At 70.0% G+C, this 23,314-nt stretch carries 17 protein-coding genes and 1 tRNA gene; 6 read left to right on the forward strand and 12 right to left on the reverse strand.

Annotation, left to right across the window (positions count from 1 at the left end; genetic code table 11):
- Positions 1 to 3: 3 nt before the first annotated feature.
- Positions 4 to 765, reverse strand: coding sequence for a helix-turn-helix domain-containing protein (locus OG322_RS29145; RefSeq protein ID WP_123469406.1), 762 nt, complete (start codon positions 763 to 765; stop codon positions 4 to 6).
- Between the two features lie 109 nt (positions 766 to 874).
- Positions 875 to 949, reverse strand: a tRNA-Leu gene (locus OG322_RS29150).
- A gap of 97 nt (positions 950 to 1,046) precedes the next feature.
- On the opposite strand from OG322_RS29150, the gene OG322_RS29155 reads away from it, so the two are divergent.
- Positions 1,047 to 1,697: an ANTAR domain-containing response regulator gene (locus tag OG322_RS29155; protein ID WP_123469404.1), complete on the forward strand. Its 651-nt coding sequence runs from the start codon at positions 1,047 to 1,049 to the stop codon at positions 1,695 to 1,697.
- A 71-nt stretch (positions 1,698 to 1,768) separates the two neighbouring features.
- Here the strand turns inward: OG322_RS29155 and OG322_RS29160 are convergent, their stop codons facing one another.
- From OG322_RS29160 to OG322_RS29190, 7 genes are all read right to left on the reverse strand, one after another.
- Positions 1,769 to 2,485, reverse strand: a complete 717-nt coding sequence (locus OG322_RS29160) for an ABC transporter ATP-binding protein (protein WP_124283812.1) — start codon at positions 2,483 to 2,485, stop codon at positions 1,769 to 1,771.
- A complete protein-coding gene (locus tag OG322_RS29165; RefSeq protein WP_185095684.1) occupies positions 2,482 to 3,378 on the reverse strand; it encodes an ABC transporter ATP-binding protein in 897 nt (298 codons plus the stop codon). Before OG322_RS29165 ends, OG322_RS29160 begins: the two co-directional genes overlap by 4 nt.
- A 5-nt stretch (positions 3,379 to 3,383) precedes the next feature.
- Positions 3,384 to 5,183, reverse strand: a complete 1,800-nt coding sequence (locus tag OG322_RS29170; protein ID WP_329307205.1) for a branched-chain amino acid ABC transporter permease — start codon at positions 5,181 to 5,183, stop codon at positions 3,384 to 3,386.
- 5 nt (positions 5,184 to 5,188) lie between these two features.
- The gene (locus tag OG322_RS29175) at positions 5,189 to 6,118 is read right to left on the reverse strand and encodes a branched-chain amino acid ABC transporter permease (protein WP_124283810.1); all 930 of its coding nucleotides are present in this window, start codon (positions 6,116 to 6,118) and stop codon (positions 5,189 to 5,191) included.
- Between the two features lie 101 nt (positions 6,119 to 6,219).
- Entirely contained in the window at positions 6,220 to 7,431 is a 1,212-nt protein-coding gene (locus OG322_RS29180) for a branched-chain amino acid ABC transporter substrate-binding protein (protein WP_329307784.1), read from the reverse strand.
- Between the two features lie 647 nt (positions 7,432 to 8,078).
- Positions 8,079 to 8,549: a PaaI family thioesterase gene (locus tag OG322_RS29185; RefSeq protein WP_123469392.1), complete on the reverse strand. Its 471-nt coding sequence runs from the start codon at positions 8,547 to 8,549 to the stop codon at positions 8,079 to 8,081.
- A gap of 109 nt (positions 8,550 to 8,658) precedes the next feature.
- A complete protein-coding gene (locus OG322_RS29190; protein ID WP_329307206.1) occupies positions 8,659 to 10,932 on the reverse strand; it encodes an FdhF/YdeP family oxidoreductase in 2,274 nt (757 codons plus the stop codon).
- 157 nt (positions 10,933 to 11,089) lie between these two features.
- Here OG322_RS29190 and polA point away from each other — a divergent pair, with 157 nt between their 5' ends.
- Positions 11,090 to 13,801, forward strand: a complete 2,712-nt coding sequence (polA, locus tag OG322_RS29195; RefSeq protein ID WP_123469388.1) for a DNA polymerase I — start codon at positions 11,090 to 11,092, stop codon at positions 13,799 to 13,801.
- Positions 13,802 to 13,829: 28 nt separating this feature from the next.
- Here the strand turns inward: polA and OG322_RS29200 are convergent, their stop codons facing one another.
- On the reverse strand, positions 13,830 to 14,702 hold the full coding sequence (locus OG322_RS29200) for a DUF4184 family protein (RefSeq protein WP_329307207.1): 873 nt from the start codon (positions 14,700 to 14,702) through the stop codon (positions 13,830 to 13,832).
- Positions 14,703 to 14,888: 186 nt separating this feature from the next.
- On the opposite strand from OG322_RS29200, the gene OG322_RS29205 reads away from it, so the two are divergent.
- The 3 genes from OG322_RS29205 (at position 14,889) to OG322_RS29215 (ending at position 17,944) form a co-directional block, all read left to right on the forward strand.
- Positions 14,889 to 16,571, forward strand: coding sequence for a lytic transglycosylase domain-containing protein (locus OG322_RS29205; RefSeq protein ID WP_329307208.1), 1,683 nt, complete (start codon positions 14,889 to 14,891; stop codon positions 16,569 to 16,571).
- Between the two features lie 137 nt (positions 16,572 to 16,708).
- Positions 16,709 to 16,846, forward strand: a complete 138-nt coding sequence (locus tag OG322_RS29210; protein ID WP_123469382.1) for an SPW_0924 family protein — start codon at positions 16,709 to 16,711, stop codon at positions 16,844 to 16,846.
- A gap of 90 nt (positions 16,847 to 16,936) precedes the next feature.
- The gene (locus tag OG322_RS29215; protein ID WP_123469379.1) at positions 16,937 to 17,944 is read left to right on the forward strand and encodes a DUF3068 domain-containing protein; all 1,008 of its coding nucleotides are present in this window, start codon (positions 16,937 to 16,939) and stop codon (positions 17,942 to 17,944) included.
- Here OG322_RS29215 and hrpB read toward each other — a convergent pair.
- Together hrpB and OG322_RS29225 are read right to left on the reverse strand one after the other, a co-directional pair.
- Positions 17,931 to 20,432: an ATP-dependent helicase HrpB gene (gene hrpB / locus OG322_RS29220; RefSeq protein WP_123469377.1), complete on the reverse strand. Its 2,502-nt coding sequence runs from the start codon at positions 20,430 to 20,432 to the stop codon at positions 17,931 to 17,933. The two genes, OG322_RS29215 and hrpB, sit on opposite strands and share 14 nt — an antisense overlap.
- Positions 20,433 to 20,510: 78 nt before the next feature.
- A complete protein-coding gene (locus OG322_RS29225) occupies positions 20,511 to 21,323 on the reverse strand; it encodes a class I SAM-dependent methyltransferase (RefSeq protein WP_123469375.1) in 813 nt (270 codons plus the stop codon).
- A 397-nt stretch (positions 21,324 to 21,720) separates the two neighbouring features.
- On the opposite strand from OG322_RS29225, the gene rpsA reads away from it, so the two are divergent.
- Positions 21,721 to 23,241 carry a 30S ribosomal protein S1 gene (gene rpsA / locus OG322_RS29230; protein WP_123469373.1) on the forward strand — a complete coding sequence of 507 codons (1,521 nt, stop codon included), beginning with the start codon at positions 21,721 to 21,723 and terminating at the stop codon, positions 23,239 to 23,241.
- The last annotated feature ends 73 nt before the right edge of the window (positions 23,242 to 23,314 follow it).

Below are 23,314 nucleotides of genomic sequence, written 5' to 3' on the forward strand. Positions count from 1 at the left end.
TCCTCAGTACTTCGGCCCGACGTGAGCGTCCATGAGGGCGACGGACGCCCGTCGGGCGACGGAGATGTTCCTGCTGTTGGGCTGCTTCCACTCGACTCCTACCTGGTCCAGCGCACCGGTGAAGAGCCCCAGGATGTCGGCCGACAGGTTGGTGAAGAAGTAGCGCGGGTACTCGTACCGTCTGCGCTCGCCACCGACGAGGCGCGTGGTCCAGTTGGTGATCCGGCAGCCGTCGGAGTGGATGAGGCCACGGACGAACTCCCAGGGGTAGGTGTCGACGATCTCCCGCTGCCAGGGTTCGAGAGCAATCCTGCGCTCGTGCTTCTTGCCGGGGCCGTGCTGCGGGAAGAAGCAGGGCCAGTGCTTGCTGAAAGCGGTGACGTACTGACAGCCCTGCCCCTGTACCCGGAAGACCTTGTTGGCCGGGCGTGCGATCCGGACTGCTTCGGCGCAGGCATCGATGAGACCCGGCCATGCGTCGGCGCATGCGATGCGAAGGGAATAGACGCCCCGCTTGAACGAGCTGATGCAGCCGTCGCCGAGATAGAGCCCCAGGAGGTAGGAGTACGCGCAGGGGTGTTCGACCTCGGTGGCTGTGTCGCCGCACCTGGGGCATGGCCTGGCTCGCCCGTCGAGTGGTTCGACGCGGGTTTGCCAGGAGCGGATCGCGGCGCGGGACGGTCCGGTTTCCTTGCTCACGGAATTGAGGCTGCGCCCTTGCGCGACCAGCGCCAGCGCTCGCTTCCGGGTCGCCATGTCGTACATGGAGCCGAGCCTTGCGCGGTGACGGGGATCCGGCGCGGGAATACCGCACCAATAGCCGGATCAAGTGAAGTTCTTCGATTCCGCTCTTACCTTGGAATCGAAGGAAAAGTGCCCCAGGTGGGATTCGAACCCACACTGTCCGCTGTTTGAGAGCGGCCTCTCTAACCAGTTGGAGTACTGGGGCCTTAGAAAGGAAGGGCTATAGCCGCCCTGCGCGTCACTACCTTACAGGAGCTGGGTAGGCTCGTGGGAGCTGTACTTGTTCTGAACCAAGGAGCCCCGTGACCACCCCCGAGTCGCCCCAGCCCGTCGCCGACGACGACAAGTCGCACGTCCCGCCGCTGACGACCCGCGTCGTCATCGCCGAGGACGAGGCGCTCATCCGCCTCGACCTCAAAGAGATGCTGGAGGAAGAGGGATACGCGGTCGTCGGTGAGGCCGGGGACGGGCAGCAGGCTGTCGAGCTGGCCCGGGAGCACAAGCCGGACCTGGTCATCCTCGATGTGAAGATGCCGGTCCTCGACGGGATCTCCGCCGCCGAGAAGATCGCGGAGGAGTCCATCGCGCCCGTCCTGATGCTCACCGCGTTCTCGCAGCGCGACCTCGTGGAGCGGGCCCGGGACGCCGGGGCGATGGCGTACCTGGTGAAGCCGTTCAGCAAGAGCGACGTGGTGCCGGCCATCGAAATGGCCGTGTCGCGGTTCGCGGAGCTGAAGGCGCTGGAGGGCGAGGTCGCGGACCTGTCGCAGCGGCTGGAGACCCGGAAGCTGGTGGACCGCGCGAAGAGCATTCTGCAGACGGACTACGGGCTGTCCGAGCCCGCCGCGTTCCGCTGGATCCAGAAGACGTCGATGGACCGGCGGCTGTCGATGCAGCAGCTCGCCGAGGCGTTGATCGAGGACGCCGAGGAGAAGAAGAAGGCGGCCGAGTAGCCCCGTACTCGAGAGAAGGCCCGCGCCCCGGAAACAGTCCCGGGGCGCGGGCCTTCCGCGTACGCGCGGTTTCAGTCCTCGCCGAGGTAGGCCTTGCGGACCGACTCGTCGTGGAGGAGGTCCGCGCCGGTGCCGGAGAGGACGATCTTGCCGACCTCCATGACGTGGCCCTCGTCGGCCAGGGAGAGCGCGGCCTGGGCGTTCTGTTCGACGAGCAGGATCGTGGTGCCCTGGGACTTGAGCTCGACGATGGTCTCCATGATCTTCTGCATCATGATCGGGGAGAGGCCCATGGAGGGTTCGTCGAGCATCAGGAGCTTGGGCTGGCACATCAGGGCCCTGCCCATGGCGAGCATCTGCTGTTCGCCGCCCGAGAGGGTGCCCGCGGCCTGCTTCCTGCGTTCCCCGAGGATGGGGAAGAGGTCGTAGGCGCGCTGGATGTCCTTCTCGATGCCCGCCTTGTCGCTGCGGAGGTAGGCGCCGAGCTGGAGGTTCTCGGTGATCGTCAGCCGGGGGAAGATGTGCCGGCCCTCGGGGGAGTGGGCCAGGCCCAGAGCGACGATCTTGTGGGCGGGGATGCCCGCCAGCGGCTTGCCCTCGAAGAGGATGCGGCCGCCGATGGGCTTGAGCAGCCCGGAGAGGGTGCGCAGGGTGGTGGTCTTGCCCGCACCGTTGGTGCCGATCAGGGTGACGACCTGGCCGGCTTCGACGCTGAAGGAGATGCCCTTGACGGCTTCGATCTTGCCGTAGGCCACGCGGAGGTCCTCGACCTCTAGCAGTGCGGTCATCGGGTGTCCTCCTCCTCGGTGCTGGTGGTGTCGGTGGTGGTTACGGCGCCCTTGGTGGCGACGGCCTCCGCGGCTTCGACCTCGGCGAGTTCCTCGGCGCCGGGGGCGCCTTCGAACGGGGTGCCGAGGTAGGCGGCGACGACGCGTTCGTCGCTCTGGACGACGTCGGAGGTGCCTTCGACGAGCTTCTCGCCCTGGACGAGTACGGCGACGCGGTCGCAGAGGTTGAAGATGAAGCGCATGTCGTGCTCGATGACGAGTACGGCGATGCCCTGGTCGCGGATGGCGAAGATGAGCTCTTCGGTGACGCGGGTCTCCTGCGGGTTCATGCCGGCGGTGGGCTCGTCCAGGAGGAGGAGGCCGGGGTCGCTGGCCAGTGCGCGGGCGATCTCCAGCTTGCGCTGGTCTCCGTAGGGGAGATTGCGCGCGAGGTGGTCGGCCTTGTCCTGGAGGCCGATGAACTCCAGGAGCTCCATGGCGCGTTCCCGGCTGGCGTTCTCGGCCTTGGTGAAGCCGGGGAGGCGCAGGAGGGCGGACCAGAGGCCTTCCTTGGTCCTGGTGTGGCGTCCGACGAGGACGTTCTCCAGGACCGTCATGTTGGCGAAGAGCCGGATGTTCTGGAAGGTGCGGGCGATGCCTGCCTGGGTGACGAGGTGGGGCTTGGGGGGCAGGACGGTGCCCTTGTAGCTGACCTTGCCCTCGGTGGGGACGTAGAGGCCGGTGAGGCAGTTGAAGAAGGTGGTCTTTCCGGCGCCGTTGGGGCCGATGAGGCCGACGATCTCGCCCGCGTTGACGGTGAGGTCGACGTCGTGGACGGCGGTGAGGCCGCCGAACCGCATCGTGACGCCGCTGGCGTCGAGCACGGGGGTGCCGGTCTTCGTGGTGGTGGTCATGGTGGTCACGCCCCCGCCTTGGCGATACCCGCGTCGACGTCGTCGGGCTTCCGGGGTTCCGGTACGTCGAGCTGGTCGGTCTCGTGGAATTCGAGCTGCTTCCTGCGGTCGGCGACCAGTCCTTCGGGGCGCAGGCGCATCAGGAGGATGAGTGCGACGCCGAAGAGGAAGAGCTGGTAGTCCTGCATGAACTGGAGCTTGGCCGGGATGAGGTAGAGCAGCGCCGCGCCGACCAGGGGTCCGCTGAGGGTTCCCATGCCGCCGAGGATGACGGCGGCGAGGAGGAAGGCGGAGTTCGGGGGCACGGAGCCGGCGAACTGGTACTGCTCGGGCGTCACGGTGTAGTTGACGTGCGACTGCACGGTTCCGGCGAGTCCGGCGAGGGTGGCGCCGAGGGCGAAGGCGAGCAGCTTGAGCCGGAAGGCGTTGATGCCCATGGCGGTGGCCGCGGTCTCGTCCTCGCGGATGGCGACCCAGGCGCGGCCGATGCGGGATTCCCCGGAGCGGCGGAAGACGAGGACGACGACGGCGGTGAAGACGAGCATGAGCAGGTAGTAGTTGGCCGACCTGCCGAGGGTGAAGCCGCCGATGTCGTGCTTGAGCCCGAAGTCGATTCCGAAGAGGTTGAGGTCGGGGATGCTCGGGATGCCCTGGGAGCCGTTGGTGAGGTCGGGTCCGCTGTTGCCGTTGAGGTTGTTCACGGTGAGGCGGAAGATTTCACCGAAGCCGAGGGTGACGATGGCGAGGTAGTCGCCGCGTAGTCGCAGGGTTGGTGCGCCGATGAGTACGCCGAAGACGAGTGAGGCCCCGGCGCCGGTGAGGACGGCGGCCCAGAAGGGGAACTCGACGCCGATGGCCGACATGGTGGAGCCGGAGACCAGGGCGGCGGCGTAGGCGCCGACGCCGAGGAAGGCGACGTATCCGAGGTCGAGGAGGCCGGCGAGGCCGACGACGACGTTGAGGCCGAGCGCGACGGTCGCGAAGATGAGGATGTTGGCGCCGATGAGCGCGTATTCCTCTTTCTGCTGGGTGAAGGGGAAGCAGACGGCTGCGACGAGGGCCGCGGTGAGGGTGATGTTGCGGTGCTTCGCGGTCATCGCGGTGATGCGGGAGATGAGTCCGGCACGGTTCAGCGCGGTGAAGGCGAAGGCGGCGGTGATGAGGAAGCCGATGAACAGTTCGGTGTAATCGGTGTCGACGCCGTAGGCGAAGATGTAGAGGCCGATGCCGAAGGTTATGGCGATGGTGAGGATTTCGGCCCAGGCGGGGAGGGGCGCGGCGCGGCGGGCGGGCGGTGCGCTGAGGCCGTTGCGGAAGCGCTGCCAGCCGGCGTCGGGGTTTCCGGTGTCGGGGAGGGGCTGGTCGGCGGGGAGTCCGTGGGCGGCTATGACGGCGATGAGTGAGCCGATGCCGCTGACCCAGGCGCCGGGTTCGAGGTTGACGACGCCGCCGAGGTCGTAGGTGATGGCGCCGATGGTGTAGGCGGTGGTGCCGAAGGTGCCGAGTGCCAGGAGGCGGACGGGGCTGTTGGTGCCGCCGGGGGTGAGCCAGCCGAGGCCGCGGATGCCGTACCCGGAGAGGGCGAGGAGCAGGGTGAGCGCGGCGCTGATGAGGGTGAGGACCTGGAGGCCGCCGGGGTAGCCGGTGACGGTGAGGTCGCCGGGGAACTGATCGGTCCAGGTCCAGGCGAGGAAGGTGCCCACGAGGGCGACGGCTGCGCCTGCCGTGGTGGCGATGCGGGCCGCGGGGGCGGGCATCGGGATCAGGGCGGTGGCGGGGGGCGTGGTGGTGTTGTTGGTGGTCATCCGTATCACGCCCGATCCGCGACGCGTTCGCCGAGCAGGCCCTGGGGGCGGAGCAGCAGGACGATGATGAGGAGGACGAAGGCCCATACGTCCTTCCAGGCGCCGCCGCCGAAGAGTTCCATGCCGGGGACGTCGCTCATGTAGCCGGTGGCGAGTGATTCGGCGATGCCGAGTACGACGCCGCCGAGCATGGCGCCGTAGATGTTGCCGATTCCGCCGAGTACGGCTGCGGTGAAGGCCTTGAGCCCCATGATGAAGCCCATTTTGAAGCCGATCTGGCCGTTCTTGAGCCCGTAGGCGACGGCGGCGACGGCTGCGAACGCGGCACCGATGGCGAAGGCCATGACGATGATGCGGTCGGTGTTGATCCCCATGAGCTTCGCGGTGTCGGGGTCCTGGCTGGTGGCCTGCATGCCGCGGCCGGCGCGGGTCTTGGAGACGAAGAGGCCGAGGGCGATCATGCAGACGGGTGCGGTGATGAGGACGAAGATGTCGCCGCGTTGGATGTGGGCGCCGAAGATGTCGATCGCTTCGCCCTTGAACTGCGGGAAGGAGCGGTCCTTCTTGGCGTCGGGGTACCACTTCCAGATGGCCTGCTGGAGGGCCAGGGAGAGTCCGATGGCCGTGATGAGCGGGGCCAGTCGCGGTGCGTTGCGCAGCGGCCGGTAGGCGAAGCGTTCGGCGGCTGTGCTGATCGCGACGGAGCAGATGACGCCGCCGATGATCATGAGGGGGATGATTGCGAGGAGGTTGGTGCCGGCCGGCATCCAGAGGTAGACGGTGAGGGCCCCGAAGCCTCCGATCATGAAGATCTCGCCATGGGCGAAGTTGATGAGCTGGATGATTCCGTAGACCATCGTGTAACCGATCGCGATGAGTCCGTACATCGCGCCGAGGATGAGTCCATTGGCCAGCTGTTGCGGCAGTTCGTGCACCGCAGGGCCTCCGTGGAGTGGTTCGGATATGGCACCGCGCGGGAGCGCTCTTGGCGCCCCCGCGCGGTCTGGTGTCAGTCAGTGCGTGACCGGGGAGCTTGTTACGGCTTGTAGGCCTCGCTGAGCTTGGACGTCCACTTGCCGCCGTTGACCTGGTAGGCGGTCATCATGGTGTTGGTGGTGTCGCCGAACTCGTCGAACGAGACGGGGCCGGTGACGCCGTCGAACTTGACCTTGCTCATCGCGGCGAGGACCTTGGCGCGGGCGTCGTCGGGGAGCTTGCCGTCGTTGTCGGCGACGGCGATCTTGACGGCCTCGATGATGGACCAGGTGGCGTCGTAGGTGCCGCCGCCGTAGGCCTCGTAGGCGTCCTTGTATCCGGCCGTCTTGTAGTTCGCGATGAAGGTCTTGGCGGAGTCGAGCTCCTCGACGGGCTTGCCGACGGAGGTGGCGATGTCGCCCTGGGCCTTCTTGTTGAGCTTGATGAAGTCGGCGCTGTACATGCCGTCGCCGCCCATGAGGGGGATCTTGACGCTGTCCTTGAGCTGCTGGCTCAGGGGCGCGCCGGCGGGGTACTCACCGCCGTAGTAGACGGCCTTGGCGCCGGACTTCTTGACCTTGGTGACGACGGCGTTGAAGTCGCGGTCGTCGGGGTTGACGTGGTCGGCGCCGACGATCTTGCCGCCGAGGCCGGTGAAGGTCGCCTTGAAGGAGGCTGCGAGACCGGCGCCGTAGGGCTTCTGGTCGTCGATGAGGTAGACCTGCTTGATCTTCGCGTTGTTGTAGAGGTACTTCGCTGCGAAGGCGCCCTGGATCTGGTCCGTGGTGGCGGTGCGGAAGTAGGTCTTGAAGGGGCGCTTCTTGTCGCCGGTCTTCCAGTTCTCGCCCTGGGTCAGTTCGGTGCCCGTGTTGGCGGGGGAGACCTGGGTGAGGCTGGCGTCGTTGAGCGGCTTCTGCATCGACTGGGAGACGCCGGAGTTCAGGGGGCCGACGACGCCGAGGACGGTGTCGTCGTCGATGAACTTCTGGGCGTTCTGCTGGCCGACGGAGGGCTGTGCCTGGTCGTCGAGGGGCTTGACGACGAAGTTGATGCCGGGGACGGTCTTGTCCTTGTTCGCCGTCTTGGCGGCGAGGTCGGCGGAGTTCTTGATGCCGAGGCCGAGGGCGGACAGGTCACCGGTGATGGGTGCGTCGACGCCGATGACGACGGTCTGGTTGCCGCCGCTGTCGCTGCTCTTCTTGTCGTCGTCGCGCGACCCGCAGGCGGTGAGTGTCAGTGCTCCTGTGGTGAGCACTGTGGTGAGGATGAGCAAAGAACGGTGTCGCACGAAAAGTCCTTTCCCTGGCGCGGCCTCCTCTGCTTGAGGTGCCGTGTCGTTCGCCGGGCCGTACGGGTCGGTACAGGGCCGTGCCGCAGACGCGCCCGGCGGCGCGGTGACTGGCGGTGACTCTAAGGGCAGGGGCGGGGGTCGGGGATGGGTCAGCCGAATGATGTGACTGTCTTGTTATGCCTTTGAGGAAGGCTTGAGGTGGCTGTGTGGACATGTACGGCTTTTTACCGGACGGTGAAGTGACCGCATTCTGAGAACGCGCAGCTCTGCTAAGGGGCTTGAACCGATCTTGCTGCTGTCGCGCGGTGGGGGTGCTGGAGGGCGCGTGAGCGCGCGCGGAAGTGCCCGGCGCCTGCGGGGCCGGGTTCATCGGGCTGCGTCGGGGCGGGTGCACATGGCGCGATTGTTACGCAGTGTTACATCGGGGGCCGGTGCGGTCGACGCGGGGTGGCGGGTGTGCAGGCGGGGCGGAGTGCTGAGTGGGCCACAGAACGGGGTTTGTGGTCAAGGTTGTTGGCCGGTGTCGATGTGCAAGTTCGGTGTGTGGAGCCGTGGTTGTGGGCGGATATGGCGCTGCCCGGCCGGTTTGCGGTCCGGCCGGGCAGTGGTGGTGCGGGGGTGCCGGAGGGTCAGGAGCTTTCGGCCTTGGGCGCGTCACGCAGGAGGCAGGTGAGCCGGGCGGTGCAGACGCGCTTGTCGTCTTCGTCGGTGATGACGATCTCGTACGTGGCGGTGGTGCGGCCGCGGTGCACGGGGGTGGCGACGCCGGTGACGAGCCCGCTTCGTACCCCTCGGTGATGGGTGCAGTTCAGGTCGACGCCGACGGCGAGTTTGGTGGCGCCGCCGTGGAGCATGGTGCCGACGGAGCCGAGGGTTTCGGCGAGGACGGCGGAGGCGCCGCCGTGGAGGAGCCCGTAGGGCTGGGTGTTGCCTTCGACGGGCATGGTGCCGACGACGCGGTCCGCGGAGGCCTCGGTGATCCGGACGCCCATGCGTTCGCCGAGGTGGCCGGCGGAGAAGAGGGCGGGCAGGTCGACGCCCAGGGCGGCGTACTCGTCGATGATCTCCTGGGGGAACTTGGGTGCGGTGTGCTCGCCCATGGGGTCCGGCTCCGTCTCTCTGCGGTGGTTCGTTGCTGTGTGCGTTGTTCTTATCAGACGGCTGAGCGGACGCTTAGTGCGCGCTCGCGGTGAGGGCCGCCGCGCGGTGTCAGCGCAGGTTCTCGAAGCGGATCACGACGGACTTGCTGGCGGGGGTGTTGCTGGTGTCGGCGGTGGAGCCGAGGGGGACCAGGACGTTGGTCTCGGGGTAGTAGGCGGCGGCGCAGCCCCGGGCGGTGGGGTAGTGGACGATGCGGAAGCCGGGGGCGCGCCGTTGCGTTCCGTCCTTCCATTCGCTGACGAGGTCGGCGTGGGCGCCGTCGGTGAGGCCGAGGGCGGCGGCGTCGTCGGGGTTGACGAGGACGACGCGGCGGCCGCCCTTGATGCCGCGGTAGCGGTCGTCGAGGCCGTAGATGGTGGTGTTGTACTGGTCGTGGGAGCGCAGGGTCTGCAACAGGAGCCGTCCTTCGGGGAGTTCGGGGTACTCGACGGGGGCGGCGGTGAAGTTGGCCCTGCCGGTGGCGGTGGGGAAGCGGCGGGAGTCGCGGGGGCCGTGCGGGAGGGTGAATCCGCCGGGGTGGGCGACGCGTGCGTTGAAGTCCTCGAAGCCGGGGACGACGCGGGAGATGCGGTCGCGGATCGTCGCGTAGTCCTTCTCGAACTCCTCCCAGGGGGTGGTGGAGGCGGGTCCGAGTACGGCGCGGGCGAGGCGGGCGACGATGGCGGGTTCGGAGAGCAGGTGGGGGCTTGCGGGGGTGAGGTTGCCGCGGGAGGCGTGCACCATGCTCATGGAGTCCTCGACGGTGACGAACTGCTTGCCGCCCGCCTGGACGTCCTTGTCGGTGCGGCCCAGTGTGGGCAGGATCAGGGCCCGGGTGCCGGTGACCGCGTGGGAGCGGTTGACCTTGGTGGAGACGTGCACGGTGAGGCGGGCGTTGCGCATGGCGGCCTCGGTGACGTCGGTGTCGGGGGAGGCCGCGACGAAGTTGCCGCCCATGGCGAAGAAGACCTTGGCGTCGCCGTCGCGCAGTGCCTGGATGGAGCGGACCACGTCGTAGCCGTGGTGGCGCGGCGAGGTGATGCCGAATTCCTTGTCGAGGGCGTCCAGGAATGCGGGTGCGGGCCGTTCGAAGATGCCCATGGTGCGGTCGCCCTGGACGTTGGAGTGGCCGCGTACGGGGCAGACTCCGGCGCCGGTCCGGCCGATGTTGCCGCGCAGCAGGAGGAAGTTGACGACTTCGCGGATGGTCGGCACGGAGTGCTTGTGCTGGGTGAGGCCCATGGCCCAGCACACGATGGTGCGCTTCGAGGCGAGGACCATCGCGAGGGCCTGTTCGATGGCGGCGCGGTCGAGGCCGGTGGCGGCGAGGGTCTCGTCCCAGTCCGCTTCGGCGGCCGCCGCCGCGAACGCCTCGTAGCCGTGGGTGTGTTCGGCGACGAAGGGCTCGTCGACGGCGCCCTCGGTCTGCAGGATCAGCTTGTTGAGGAGCCGGAAGAGGGCCTGGTCGCCGCCGATGCGGATCTGGAGGAAGAGGTCGGTGAGGGCCGCACCCCTGATCATGCCGAGGGGGGTCTGGGGGTTCTTGAACCGTTCGAGTCCGGCCTCGGGCAGCGGGTTCACCGAAATGATCTTCGCGCCGGCGGACTTGGCCTTCTCCAGGGCGGAGAGCATCCGGGGGTGGTTGGTGCCGGGGTTCTGTCCGGCGACGATGATCAGGTCGGCGCGGTGCAGGTCCTCGAGGGAGACGGAGCCCTTGCCGATGCCGATGGTCTCCGTCAGTGCCGAGCCGGAGGACTCGTGGCACATGTTGGAGCAGTCGGGCAGGTTGTTGGTGCCGAATTCGCGGGCGAACAGCTGGAGCAGGAACGCGGCCTCGTTGCTGGTGCGCCCGGAGGTGTAGAAGAGGGCCTCGTCGGGGGAGCCGAGCGCGCCGAGCTCCTCGGCGATGATGGCGAAGGCGCGCTCCCAGGTCACGGCCTGGTACCGGTCGGCCCCCTCGGGCAGATACACAGGTTGCGTGATGCGTCCCTGCTGGCCGAGCCAGTAGCCGCTGCGGGTGGCGAGATCGGCGACCGGGTGGGCGGCGAAGAAGTCCGGGGTGACACGGCGCAGTGTCGCCTCCTCGGCGACGGCCTTGGCGCCGTTCTCGCAGAATTCGGCCGTGTGCCGCTTGTCGCCCTCGGGCCAGGCGCAGCCGGGGCAGTCGAAGCCGTTCTTCTGGTTGACCTTGAGGAGGGTCTGCGCGGTGCGGCGCACCCCCATCTGCCGCTGGGCGACGCGCAGGCTGTGGGCGACGGCGGGCAGCCCGGCGGCGGCGCGCTGGGCCGGTTCGACCTGCGGTGCGTCCTGGACCGGGTCACCTGCGGGCGGCTTGGTGGCCATCGTGTTCCCCTTTGAGCCGGCTGCGGACCGTGCGGGGTCCGCTGTGCGTGTTTCCTTGTCCTTTGATCCTGGCACGCGGCGGGGGCGGGCGGCCCGGGAGCGGTCGCGGGGCCGTCGCCGGTCCGGAATGTCAGTGGTACATGGCAGGATCGGGGGCGTGGCTGAGACGGCATCGAAGAAGACGGCAGACAACCGACCGCGCCTGCTCCTGATGGACGGGCACTCCCTGGCGTACCGGGCGTTCTTTGCGCTGCCTGCGGAGAATTTCACGACCGGGGCGGGGCAGCCGACGAACGCGGTGTACGGCTTCGCGTCGATGCTGGCGAACACGTTGCGTGACGAGGCGCCGACGCATTTCGCGGTGGCGTTCGACGTGTCCCGCAAGACCTGGCGCTCGGAGGAGTTCCCCGAGTACAAGGCGAACCGGTCGAAGACGCCGGACGAGTTCAAGGGCCAGGTCGAGCTGATCGGGGAGTTGCTCGACGCGATGCACGCCGACCGGTTCGCGGTCGACGGCTTCGAGGCGGACGATGTCATCGCCACGCTGGCGACCCAGGCCGAGGCGGCCGGGTTCGAGGTGCTGATCGTCACCGGTGACCGGGACTCGTTCCAGCTGATCACGGACAACGTCACGGTGCTGTACCCGACCAAGGGTGTCTCGGAGCTGACGCGCTTCACCCCGGCGAAGGTCGAGGAGAAGTACGGGCTCACCCCGCAGCAGTACCCGGACTTCGCGGCGCTGCGCGGTGACCCGTCGGACAACCTTCCCGGCATTCCCGGCGTCGGCGAGAAGACGGCCGCGAAGTGGATCAACCAGTTCGGCTCGTTCGACGAGCTGGTGGCGCGGGCCGAGGAGGTCAAGGGCAAGGCCGGGCAGAATTTCCGCGACCACCTGGACGCGGTGCGGCTGAACCGGCGGCTGACCGAAATGGTCCGTGACGTGGCGCTGCCGAGGACCCCGGCCGATCTGGAGCGCGCCCCCTACGACCGCACCGCGGTCACCGGTGTGCTCGATGTGCTGGAGATCCGCAACCCGAGCCTGCGCGAGCGGCTGCTGGCGGTGGACCCCGGCGCCGCCGAGGACGAGGCACCGGCACCCGCCGCGGGCATCGAGCTGGACGGCTCGGTGCTGGGCGCGGGCCAGGTCGCCCCGTGGCTGGCCGAGCACGGCGGGCAGCCGCTCGGCGTCGCCACGGTCGACACCTGGGCGTTCGGCAGCGGCACGGTCACCGAGATCGCGCTCGCCGCGGCCGGCGGGGCCGCCGCCTGGTTCGACCCCTCGCAGCTCGACGAGGCCGACGAGCAGGCGTTCGCGGCCTGGATCGCGGATGCCGGGCGGCCGAAGGTCATGCACAACGCGAAGAGCGCCATGCGGGTCTTCCCGGAGCACGGCTGGCGGATCGGAGGCGTCTCGATGGACACCGCGCTCGCCGCCTACCTGGTCAAGCCCGGCCGGCGTTCCTTCGCGCTGGACGCCCTCGCGGTGGAGTACCTGGGGCGGGAGCTGGCCCCGGCGGCCGCCTCCGACGGGCAGCTGGCCTTCGGCGCGGACGACCAGGCGGAGGCCGACGCCCTGATGACGCAGGCCCGTGCGGTCCTGGATCTCGGGGACGCGTTCACGACGCGGCTGAAGGAGGTCGGTGCCGCCGAGCTGCTCCACGACATGGAGCTGCCGACGTCCATCCTGCTCGCCCGCCTGGAACGGCACGGCATCGCGGCCGACCGGGCCCATCTGGAGGGCATGGAGCAGCAGTTCGCGGGCGCCGTGCAGCAGGCGGTCAAGGAGGCACACGCCGCGGTGGGCCGGGAGTTCAACCTCGGCTCGCCCAAGCAGCTCCAGGAAGTGCTCTTCGGCGAGCTGGGCCTGCCGAAGACGAAGAAGACGAAGACGGGTTTCACCACGGATGCCGACGCCCTGGCGTGGCTGGCCGCACAGACCGAGCACGAGCTGCCCGTCATCATGCTGCGCCACCGCGAGCAGGCGAAGCTCCGGGTGACGGTCGAGGGCCTGGTCAAGACGATCGCGGCGGACGGCCGCATCCACACCACGTTCAACCAGACGGTGGCGGCGACGGGCCGGCTCTCCTCGACCGACCCCAATCTGCAGAACATCCCCGTCCGTACGGACGAGGGCCGGGCGATCCGTCGCGGCTTCGTCGTCGGCGAGGGCTTCGAGTCGCTGATGACGGCGGACTACAGCCAGATCGAACTGCGGGTGATGGCCCACCTCTCCGAGGACGCGGGCCTGATCGAGGCCTTCACCTCCGGCGAGGACCTGCACACCACGGTCGCCTCGCAGGTCTTCGGCGTCGAGAAGCCGGCGGTCGACCCGGAGATGCGGCGCAAGATCAAGGCCATGAGCTACGGGCTGGCCTACGGTCTCTCCGCGTTCGGCCTCTCCCAGCAGCTGAACATCGAGGCGGGCGAGGCCCGCGGTCTGATGGACACCTACTTCGAGCGGTTCGGCGGGGTCCGCGACTATCTGCACCGGGTGGTGGAGGAGGCCCGTGCCACCGGCTACACGGAGACGGTCTTCGGCCGCCGCCGCTACCTGCCGGACCTGAACAGCGACAACCGCCAGCGCCGGGAGACGGCCGAGCGGATGGCGCTCAACGCACCGATCCAGGGCACTGCCGCGGACATCGTCAAGGTCGCGATGCTCCACGTCGACCGGGCGCTCACCGAGGCGAAGCTGGAGTCGCGGATGCTGCTCCAGGTGCACGACGAAATCGTGCTGGAGATCGCCGCGGGTGAGCGCGAGCAGGTGGAGCGCATCCTGCGCCACGAGATGTCGACGGCGGTGCGGCTGCGCGCTCCGCTGGACGTGTCGGTCGGCGTGGGCAGGGACTGGGAGTCCGCCGCGCACTGACGGACAGGGCTTCGGGGGCGTCCCGCCCTCAGTCGTCGGACGGGCTCGTCTTCCGGGCCCGTCCGGCGACGGGGAGCGACGGTGCGCCGGTGCCGCCGCGGCCCGGGAGCCGCATCCACACCCCGTACAGCACCAGTCCCGCCGCCAGTCCGGCGCCCGCGCCGAAGCACGCGGTCGGGATGATGTCGAGCGGTGTGTCGAGGTGCCCGAAGTACGCGTACCAGCGCGCGCACCGGTGAACGATGCCCAGCAGCACGCACAGGCCGATGGCACCGCCCGCGTACCACCGGGCCCGGCGGTCGAGCACGGGTACGGAGGCCGGCGCCGGCTGTTCGCCGGTGCGCCGCAGCGCGGACACGGTGAACCAGGTGAGCACGGTCAGCGCCAGTGCCGAAGTGCCGTACTGCACCAGCTGGAACACCGGGTACCCGCCCGCGTCTTGGCCGAGCACCGGCACCAGCCGCACCCCCCACCGGCCGTGGTGGGTGAACGCGTCCCAGACGACATGCGTACCGGCCCCGATGACCGCCGACGCCACGAACCACGCACCGTCCCGGACACTCCGCGGTCCCCGCCCCGGTGCACGGCGGGCTCCCCGCACCAGGGCGTACACCCGCCCCTGACGGTTGTGCGGCAGCAGCGCCACCAGTGGTTCGCGCAGCAGCAGCCACAGCGCCACGGTCGCCGCGGTGATGAGGACATCCACCGTGAACACGCCCCACACCGCGTGAGTCACCTGCCCGAACTCCATGGCGCCCGGAATGGCGGTGTCCGCGTAGTACGTGATGTCGGGGGCGAACGAACCGGCGACGAGGGCCGAGGCGACGAGCGGCCCGCGCCCCGTTCCGTCGCGGTGGAGCCCCGGCAGGACGGCTGCGGCATGGCTGAGGGTGAACGGCATGGTGGAAGTATGTGTGAGCCGCCGTCACACAAGCGCCGCCCCCTGTACACCTGGTGATCCGGAACGTGAGAAACCGGTGAGAAGCGGTGAGGCCGCTGTGTTCGGGCGGCACAAGTTGCCGTAGGGTCGCCTGAGTCCAGGCGCAGGGGAGCGCGGACAGCCGACGACGGGGAGGGCCCACACGTTATGGCAGTGCAATTCGGTCGCCGACTGCGCAGAGGGGCGACCACCACTGCTGTGGCCGCCGCCGCTGTCGCGGCACTCTCCGCCTCGCAGGCCCCCGGTTCGCCCCTGGTCGCGTCCGAGGACGACCAGCCGGCCGCGGGTGCGACGCCCTCGGACGACAACGCGGCCTCCGGCAACTCGCCCTACTTCACGGACCTGCCGCCGCTGAACACGCCCGGCAAGCCCGGTGCCTCAGCCGATCTGCCGGTGACGGGCAGTGCCGAATCGGGCATACCGGCCTCGATCCTGGCGGCGTACAAGAAGACCCAGCAGACCGTCGCCGGCACGGACGCCGCCTGCCGGCTGCCGTGGCAGCTCCTCGCCGCGATCGGCAAGGTCGAGTCCGGCCAGGCCCGCGGCGGCCGCGTCGACGCGCAGGGCACCACGCTGTCCCCGATCCTCGGCCCGGCCCTCAACGGCCAGGGGTTCGCCCTGATCAAGGACACCGACAACGGCGCCTACGACGGGGACTCGACGCACGACCGCGCGGTCGGCCCGATGCAGTTCATCCCGTCCACCTGGGAGACCTGGGGCCAGGACGGCAACGGCGACGGCCGCGAGGACCCCAACAACATCTACGACGCGGCGCTCGCCGCCGGACGCTACCTCTGCGCCGGCTCCCGCGACCTGTCGCTCGCCGCGGACCTGGACCGGGCGGTCCTGAGCTACAACCACTCGGACGAGTATCTGCGTACCGTCCGCTCCTGGTTCGACTACTACAAGCGCGGCACTCATGAGGTCCCGGACGGCAGCGGCGTCCTGCCGGCCGGCCCCGGCACCGGTACGGACACCCCGCGTCCCGGCCGCCCCGACACCACGACGTCGCCGTCACCGTCGCCCTCGCCGCACGGTTCGAAGACCCCGAAGCCTCCTTCGAAGCCGAGCCCCTCCCCGACGGACCCGGGCGGTCCGGCCGGCAAGCCGTCGTACCCGCCGCCGACTCCCGGTCCCACGCCGTCCCAGACCCTGGCCGGGCTGAAGAACGCGGGCACCGGCCCGCTGACCGCCACGGCGGGCGACGCCTTCGCCGAGCGGATCAAGGTGCGGGCGCGGAACGGCTTCGGCGGTCCGCTCGCCAAGGTGTCCGTGACCTTCGCCATCACCGGGGACACGGACGCGGCGTTCGCAGGCGGGAAGCGCACCGTCATCCTCGCCACCGGCGCCGACGGCACGGTCACCGCACCAGTGCTGAAGGCGGGCGAGAAGACGGGTGAGTTCGCCGTGCGCGCGACGGCCACCGGCACCTCGCTGCCCGCCGTCAGCTACCCCGCGACGGTCACCGCCCGGCAGGCCGACGCGATCGCCAGGACCGACACCGGGAAGCTGACCGCCGCGCCCGGCGCCACCTTCGCCGACATCGAGGTCGCGGCCACGTACAAGGAGGCGGTCGCCCACGGCGTCGCCGTCACCGCCACCATGATCACCGACGACGAGAAGCCGGTCGAGAACGACAAGGGCCCGTACTTCGAGGAGAAGGACGGCAAGCAGGTCCGTTCCCTCACGGACCTGAGCACCGACGCCGACGGCAAGCTCGTCCTCTCGAAGATCCACGCCGGCGACACGGCGGGCACGTACAAGCTGCGCCTCACCACCGAGGGCGGCGCCACCGTCATCATCGAGCTCACGGTCGAGGCCGCGGCCTGACCGAACCGTCACCCGGAACAGCCCCTTCGCCGAGACCCGGCGGAGGGGCTGTTCTACGTGTTCTCATCTCGCGCCCCGGTTGCTACGGTGCCCCAGCCCTGACGACCCATCAGCTACACGCTCCCGGGAGGCCGAGCATGCGTGCCCTCGTCGCCGCCGCCATCGGACTGGCCGCCGCTCTCGCCCTCGTGCTCACCATCAGCGCGGTGGGCGCACCACCCGGCGAGACCTCGCCCAAACCCCTGCTGACCACGGTCCCGGGCCCCAAGAACTAGCCGTCCGCCGCGCAACACCGTCACACCGCGCAACGCCGTCCGCACCGCACAACGCCGTCCGCACCACGGAATGCAGAGGGAGGACACCCCATGCGCCGCCGAGCCAGCCTCGTACTCCTGGCCTTCGCCGTCTTCTTCGCCGCACTGTCACCGCTGCTGCGCTGGTACGCCTTCCCGCGGCTGGCGAAGATCCCGCCGAACCAGTACCAGGAGACGGTGCTGGAGGCGAAGCCCGCGACCCTGCTCGACTACAGCACCCTCACGGCCAAGAAGGTCGACAAGATCACCATCGTGCAGACCCTCAAGGGCAATGTGGAGGAGTCCGAGAAGATCGAACGCAGCGCCGGCCGCGACGTCGTCGTCTGGGACGCCCTCTCCTATGTCCAGGGCCCCGACGGCAAGATGGTCTCCAAGATCCCCGAGCGCTACATCTTCGACGCGCACAGCCAGGCCCCGGTCCACGCCACCGGCGAAATGGTGGACGGCGACCGGGTCAGCCGCGAGGGCATCGAGTACAAGTGGCCCTTCCTCACCGAGAAGCGCGACTACGAGTACTTCGACGCCCAGACCCGCACCAGCTCACCCATCCACTACAAGGGCACCCAGACCTTCCGCGGTCTGAAGGTCTACTACTTCGAGCAGACCGTCCCGTGGACCAAGGTCCCCATGCCGAAGACGATGCCCATCAAGGGCATCACCCCGCAGCAGATCGCCAAGACCGGAATGACCCGCTGGTACACCACCAAGCGGATGTTCTGGGTCGACCCCGTCACCGGGGCGCCGGTCAACGGCGAGGAGATCCACAAGGAGGAGATGCGGAACGCGAAGGCGATGGGCATGCCCAAGGACACCGTCACCGTGTTCGCCGGGGACGTGAAGATGCGCGAGGACTACATCGCCTCGATCGTCGACCAGGTCAAGTCCCAGCGCCTGCTGGTCCTGCTGCTGACCTCGTACCTGCCCTGGGGCTTCCTCTTCCTCGGCGCCGCGCTCCTGGCCCTCGCGCTCTGGCTGGAGGCGCGCTCCCGGCGGCCGGGCACACCGAGGCCGCACATCGCACCGGATCCGGTCCCCGACCCGGAACCTACTCCCGCTTGAGCCGGGCCTTGGTGAACCGGGTCGCCTCCACCGTCGTCGGGTCCTCGGGCCACGGGTGCTTCGGGTAGCGGCCGCGGAGCTCCGCGCGCACCGCCTTGTAGCCCTCCTGCCAGAACGACGCGAGATCGGCTGTCACCGCGGCCGGGCGGCCGGCGGGGGAGAGCAGATGGACCAGGACCGGTACCCCGGCCACCCGCGGGGTCTCCTGGAGACCGAACAGCTCCTGGAGCTTCACCGCGAGCACGGGCTGCGCCCCGCCGTACTCCACCCTGATCCGCGAACCGCTCGGCACCTCGATCCGCTCCGGAGCCAGCTCGTCCAGCCGGGCCCCCTCGCCGGTCGCCCACGGCAGGAGCCGGCGCAGCGCCTGCCCGGCGTCGATCCCGGCGAGCGCGGAGCGGCGCCGGGCCCGCGACAGCTCGGGCTCCAGCCACTCCTCGGTACGGTTCAGCAGCGCCTCGTCCGACACATCCGGCCAGGGCGCGCCCAGCTCCCGGTGCAGGAAGGCCAGCCGCTCCCGCAGCGCTCCGGTGTCCCGGGTCCAGCGCAGCAGGCCGAGACCCTCCCGCCGCAGGCCCTCCAGCAGGGCCTCGCGGACCAGGGCGGGTTCCGGCTGCTTCAGCGGGCGCGCCGACAGCTCGATGGCGCCGAGGCGTTCCACCCGGCGGGCCACCACGTCGCGGCCGTCCCAGCGGACCTCCTCGCCCGCGAACCGCAGGTGCCCGGCGGCCAGCCGCGCCGTGTCCTCGTCGATCACCGCGGCGAGCCGGACCCGCGCGGACGCCGACTGGGCCGGACGGTCCGCGACCGCGACCGCGAGCCACGCCGCACTGCGCAGCCGTGAGCCGTCCCGCAGCTCCGCGCCCGTGCCGGACGCCATCAGGAACGTCCCCTCGCCCCGGGCCCGCGCCACCCGCTCCGGGAAGGCCAGGGCCGCCACCAGGCCGACGGCGGCATCGTCCGGGCCGGATCCGCCGCCGTCGGCGCCCTTGGACGAGGAGGACAGCCGCCGCACCTCCTGGCGCCAGCGGGCCGCGTAGGAGTCCTTGCCCTGGCGCGCGGTGCGCAACGCGGCCGCCAGGTCGTCCCCGTACTCCCGGGGCGGTTCCTCGCTCAGCAGCGCCACCACCTCCGCGGCCCGGCGTCCGCCGACCGAGGCCGCCCCGTCCAGCAGCGCCCTGGCCAGCCGCGGATGCAGCCCCAGCCGCGACATCCGGACACCCCGCTCGGTCACCCGCCCGTCCGGGCCCACCGCGCCGACCGCGGTGAGCACCTCGTGGGCCGCGCCCATCGCACCGGCCGGGGGCGCGTCGAGCAGCGCGAGTCCGGTTGCCCGCGGATCGCCCCAGCAGGCCGCCTGGAGCGCGAACGCCGCCAGGTCGGCCACCTTGATCTCCGGGGAGGGGAACCGCGCGAGCCGCCCGTCCTCGGCCTGCTCCCAGCAGCGGTAGACCGCCCCGGGTGCCTCGCGGCCGGCCCGGCCCGCGCGCTGGCGGCCCGACGCCTGCGAGGCCCGTACCGTCGTCAGCGCGCTCAGACCGCGGGCGTGATCGGTGCGCGGCTCCCTGGCCAGCCCCGAGTCGACGACGGTCCGCACCCCCGGCACGGTCAGCGACGACTCCGCCACCGAGGTCGCCAGCACCACCCGCCGCCCCTCGGCCGAACCGGCCAGCACCGCGTCCTGCACCGCCGCCGGGGCCCGCCCGTGCACCTGCAGCACCTCGGCCGCGATGCCGGACAGCTGCCCCGCCACCCGGCCGATCTCGCCGACCCCGGGCAGGAAGCACAGCACGTCGCCGTCCCGCTCGGCCAGCGCCCGCCGCACCACCGAGGCGACATGGGCCAGCAGCGCCGGATCGACCCTCATCCCGTGCGGCGGCTTCACCGGCCGGACCGGTGGCGCCCAGACCACCTCCACCGGGTACGAGACGCCCTGCGCCTCGACCACGGGGGCGTCGCCGAGCAGCCGGGCCCAGCCCTGCGCGTCCGTCGTCGCCGACGCGGCGACCAGGCGTAGATCGGGCCGGATCGCCGCCCGTACGTCGAGGAGGAACGCGGCCACCGTGTCCGCGTCCAGATGGCGCTCGTGGCACTCGTCGATGATCACGGCATCGATTCCGGACAGCTCCTGGTCGCGCTGGAGCCGCTGCAGCAGCACGCCGGTGGTGACCACCTCCACCACGGTGTCCGGCCCCACCACCCGTTCCCCGCGCACGGTGAACCCGACCCGCTCGCCGGCCCGCTCGCCGAGCAGCCAGGCCATCCGCCGCGCCGCAGCACGGGCCGCGATCCGCCGGGGTTCGGCGACCACGACCCGGCGCACCGGTCCGTCACCGGTCAGCCCGGCCAGGACCAGGGGGACGAGGGTGGTCTTGCCGGTGCCGGGGGGTGCGCACAGCACGGCGACACCGCGGTCGTCGAGGGCCCGCCGCAGTGCGGGCACGGCGGTGCGGACGGGCAGCTGGTCCAGGGCGTCGGTGCGGATCACGCCCCCAGTCTCGTACCCCCGGGGACCGGCCCCTTCACCGGACGGTGTTCAGCCCCGCGCGCATCAGTCCCGCACGCATCAGTCCCGCGCGCAGACGAAGATCGCGGTTCCGGGGATCAGGTTGCCGCGCAGCGGCGACCAGCCGCCCCACTCCTGGCTGTTCCAGGCGGGCCACTCCGGTTCCACCAGGTCGACCAGGCGGAATCCGCCCGCCACCACGTCCCGCACCCGGTCACCGAGCGTCCGGTGGTGCTCGACGTACACCGCGTCGCCGTTCTCGTCCTGCTCGACGTAGGGGGTGCGGTCGAAGTAGGAGGCGGCGACGGACAGGCCCTCGGGCCCCGGTTCGTCCGGGAAGGCCCAGCGGACCGGATGCGTGACGGAGAAGATCCAGCGGCCGCCGGGGCGCAGCACCCGGTGCACCTCGCGGAACACCTGGGCCGGGTCGGCGACGAACGGCACCGCGCCGTAGGCGGAGCAGGCCAGGTCGAAGCTGCCGTCGCGGAAGGGCAGCACCCCGGCGTCGGCCTGGACCAGGGGGATGCCGTCGCCGATCCGCAGGGCGTGCTGGAGCTGGCGGTGCGAGAGGTCCAGGGCGACCGGGCGGGCGCCCTGGGCGGCCAGCCAGCGGGAGCACTGCGCCGCGCCCGCACCGATCTCCAGGACGTCCAGGCCCTTGAGCGCCGGTGCGGGGCCGAGCAGTCCGGCCTCCGCCTCGTCGAGCCCCTCCGGGCCCCAGACGAACCGGTCGTCGCCGAGGAAGCCGCCGTGGTCGCTCTGGTACTCGTCCGCGTTGCGGTCCCACCAGCCTCGGCTGGCCCGGCTGCTCTCGGCCTCGTCCGCGCTGCGGCGTGTCGCCTCGGGCTCGGCCTGGTGGATCTCTTGGCTCATCGTGTCCGTCGCTGTAGTTTGCCTTCACCCCGTCGTACGCGGTACGTACCAAGGGGGACCTGTGAGTACGGAACCCGTGTGTCCGGGACATCACCGGGCCGATGTGGCCTCGGTGAACACGAGTTGTGCCGGGTATGGGGCGTTCCGCCCCTGGTGTGCGCCTTCGCGCATTGACCGTGCCCTGCTGCGCCCGTATGCTACAAGTTGCGCTGCGAGCCTGCGCGCCTCAGACCTAGCAGGCCGCGCTCGCATCTGTTGTATGTCCCCTCGGTTCACGAGGCGCCTCCCGCTCGCGGGATTCGGCGCTTCCCGGGCTGTCCGGCTTCTGCAGAGGCGATACGGGCTCACGGCGTAGCAGTACCTACGACTCACTGTCCGTACCGGAGCCCTTTCCCACATGACGAGCAGCACCGAGACCACCGCCACCACTCCGCAGGTTGCGGTCAACGACATCGGCGACGCGGACGCGTTCCTCGCGGCGATCGACGAGACGATCAAGTACTTCAACGACGGCGACATCGTTGACGGTGTCATCGTCAAGGTTGACCGCGACGAGGTTCTCCTCGACATCGGTTACAAGACCGAAGGTGTCATCCCGAGCCGCGAGCTCTCGATCAAGCACGACGTCGACCCGAACGAGGTCGTCAAGGTCGGCGACGAGATCGAGGCCCTGGTTCTCCAGAAGGAGGACAAGGAAGGCCGCCTGATCCTCTCGAAGAAGCGCGCTCAGTACGAGCGTGCCTGGGGCACCATCGAGAAGATCAAGGAAGAAGACGGCATCGTCACCGGTACCGTCATCGAGGTCGTCAAGGGTGGTCTCATCCTCGACATCGGCCTCCGGGGCTTCCTGCCGGCGTCGCTCGTCGAGATGCGCCGCGTCCGCGACCTCCAGCCGTACGTGGGCAAGGAGCTCGAGGCCAAGATCATCGAGCTGGACAAGAACCGCAACAACGTGGTCCTGTCCCGCCGTGCCTGGCTCGAGCAGACCCAGTCCGAGGTTCGCCAGACGTTCCTCACGACCCTCCAGAAGGGTCAGGTCCGCTCCGGCGTCGTCTCCTCGATCGTCAACTTCGGTGCCTTCGTGGACCTGGGTGGCGTCGACGGTCTCGTGCACGTCTCCGAGCTGTCCTGGAAGCACATCGACCACCCCTCCGAGGTTGTCGAGGTCGGCCAGGAGGTCACCGTCGAGGTTCTCGACGTGGACATGGACCGCGAGCGTGTCTCCCTGTCGCTCAAGGCGACGCAGGAAGACCCGTGGCAGCAGTTCGCCCGGACGCACCAGATCGGGCAGGTTGTTCCCGGTAAGGTCACCAAGCTCGTTCCGTTCGGTGCGTTCGTGCGCGTCGACGAGGGCATCGAGGGCCTGGTCCACATCTCCGAGCTGGCCGAGCGCCACGTGGAGATCCCGGAGCAGGTCGTCCAGGTCAACGACGAGATCTTCGTCAAGGTCATCGACATCGACCTCGAGCGTCGTCGCATCAGCCTCTCGCTGAAGCAGGCCAACGAGTCCTTCGGTGGCGACCCGGCCTCGGTCGAGTTCGACCCGACGCTGTACGGCATGGCCGCGTCGTACGACGACCAGGGCAACTACATCTACCCCGAGGGCTTCGACCCCGAGACCAACGACTGGCTCGAGGGCTTCGAGGCTCAGCGCGAGGTCTGGGAGACCCAGTACGCCGAGGCGCAGACGCGCTTCGAGCAGCACCAGGCCCAGGTCATCAAGTCCCGCGAGGCCGACGAGGCCGCTGCTGCCGAGGGCGCTGCTGCCCCGGCCGGCAGCGCTCCGGCTGCCTCGAGCGGCGGCGGTGGCGGCGGTGGCGGTTCGTACTCCTCGGAGTCCGCGGACAACTCCGGCGCCCTGGCGTCGGACGAGGCCCTGGCTGCCCTGCGCGAGAAGCTGGCGGGCGGCCAGAGCTGACGCTCTGACCCTCCGGCCGGTCATCGGCTGCAGTAGATGAAAGTGAGGCCCGCTCCCTTCGGGGGGCGGGCCT

Source organism: Streptomyces sp. NBC_01260, from assembly GCF_036226405.1.
GTDB classification, from domain to species: Bacteria; Actinomycetota; Actinomycetes; order Streptomycetales; family Streptomycetaceae; genus Streptomyces; species Streptomyces laculatispora.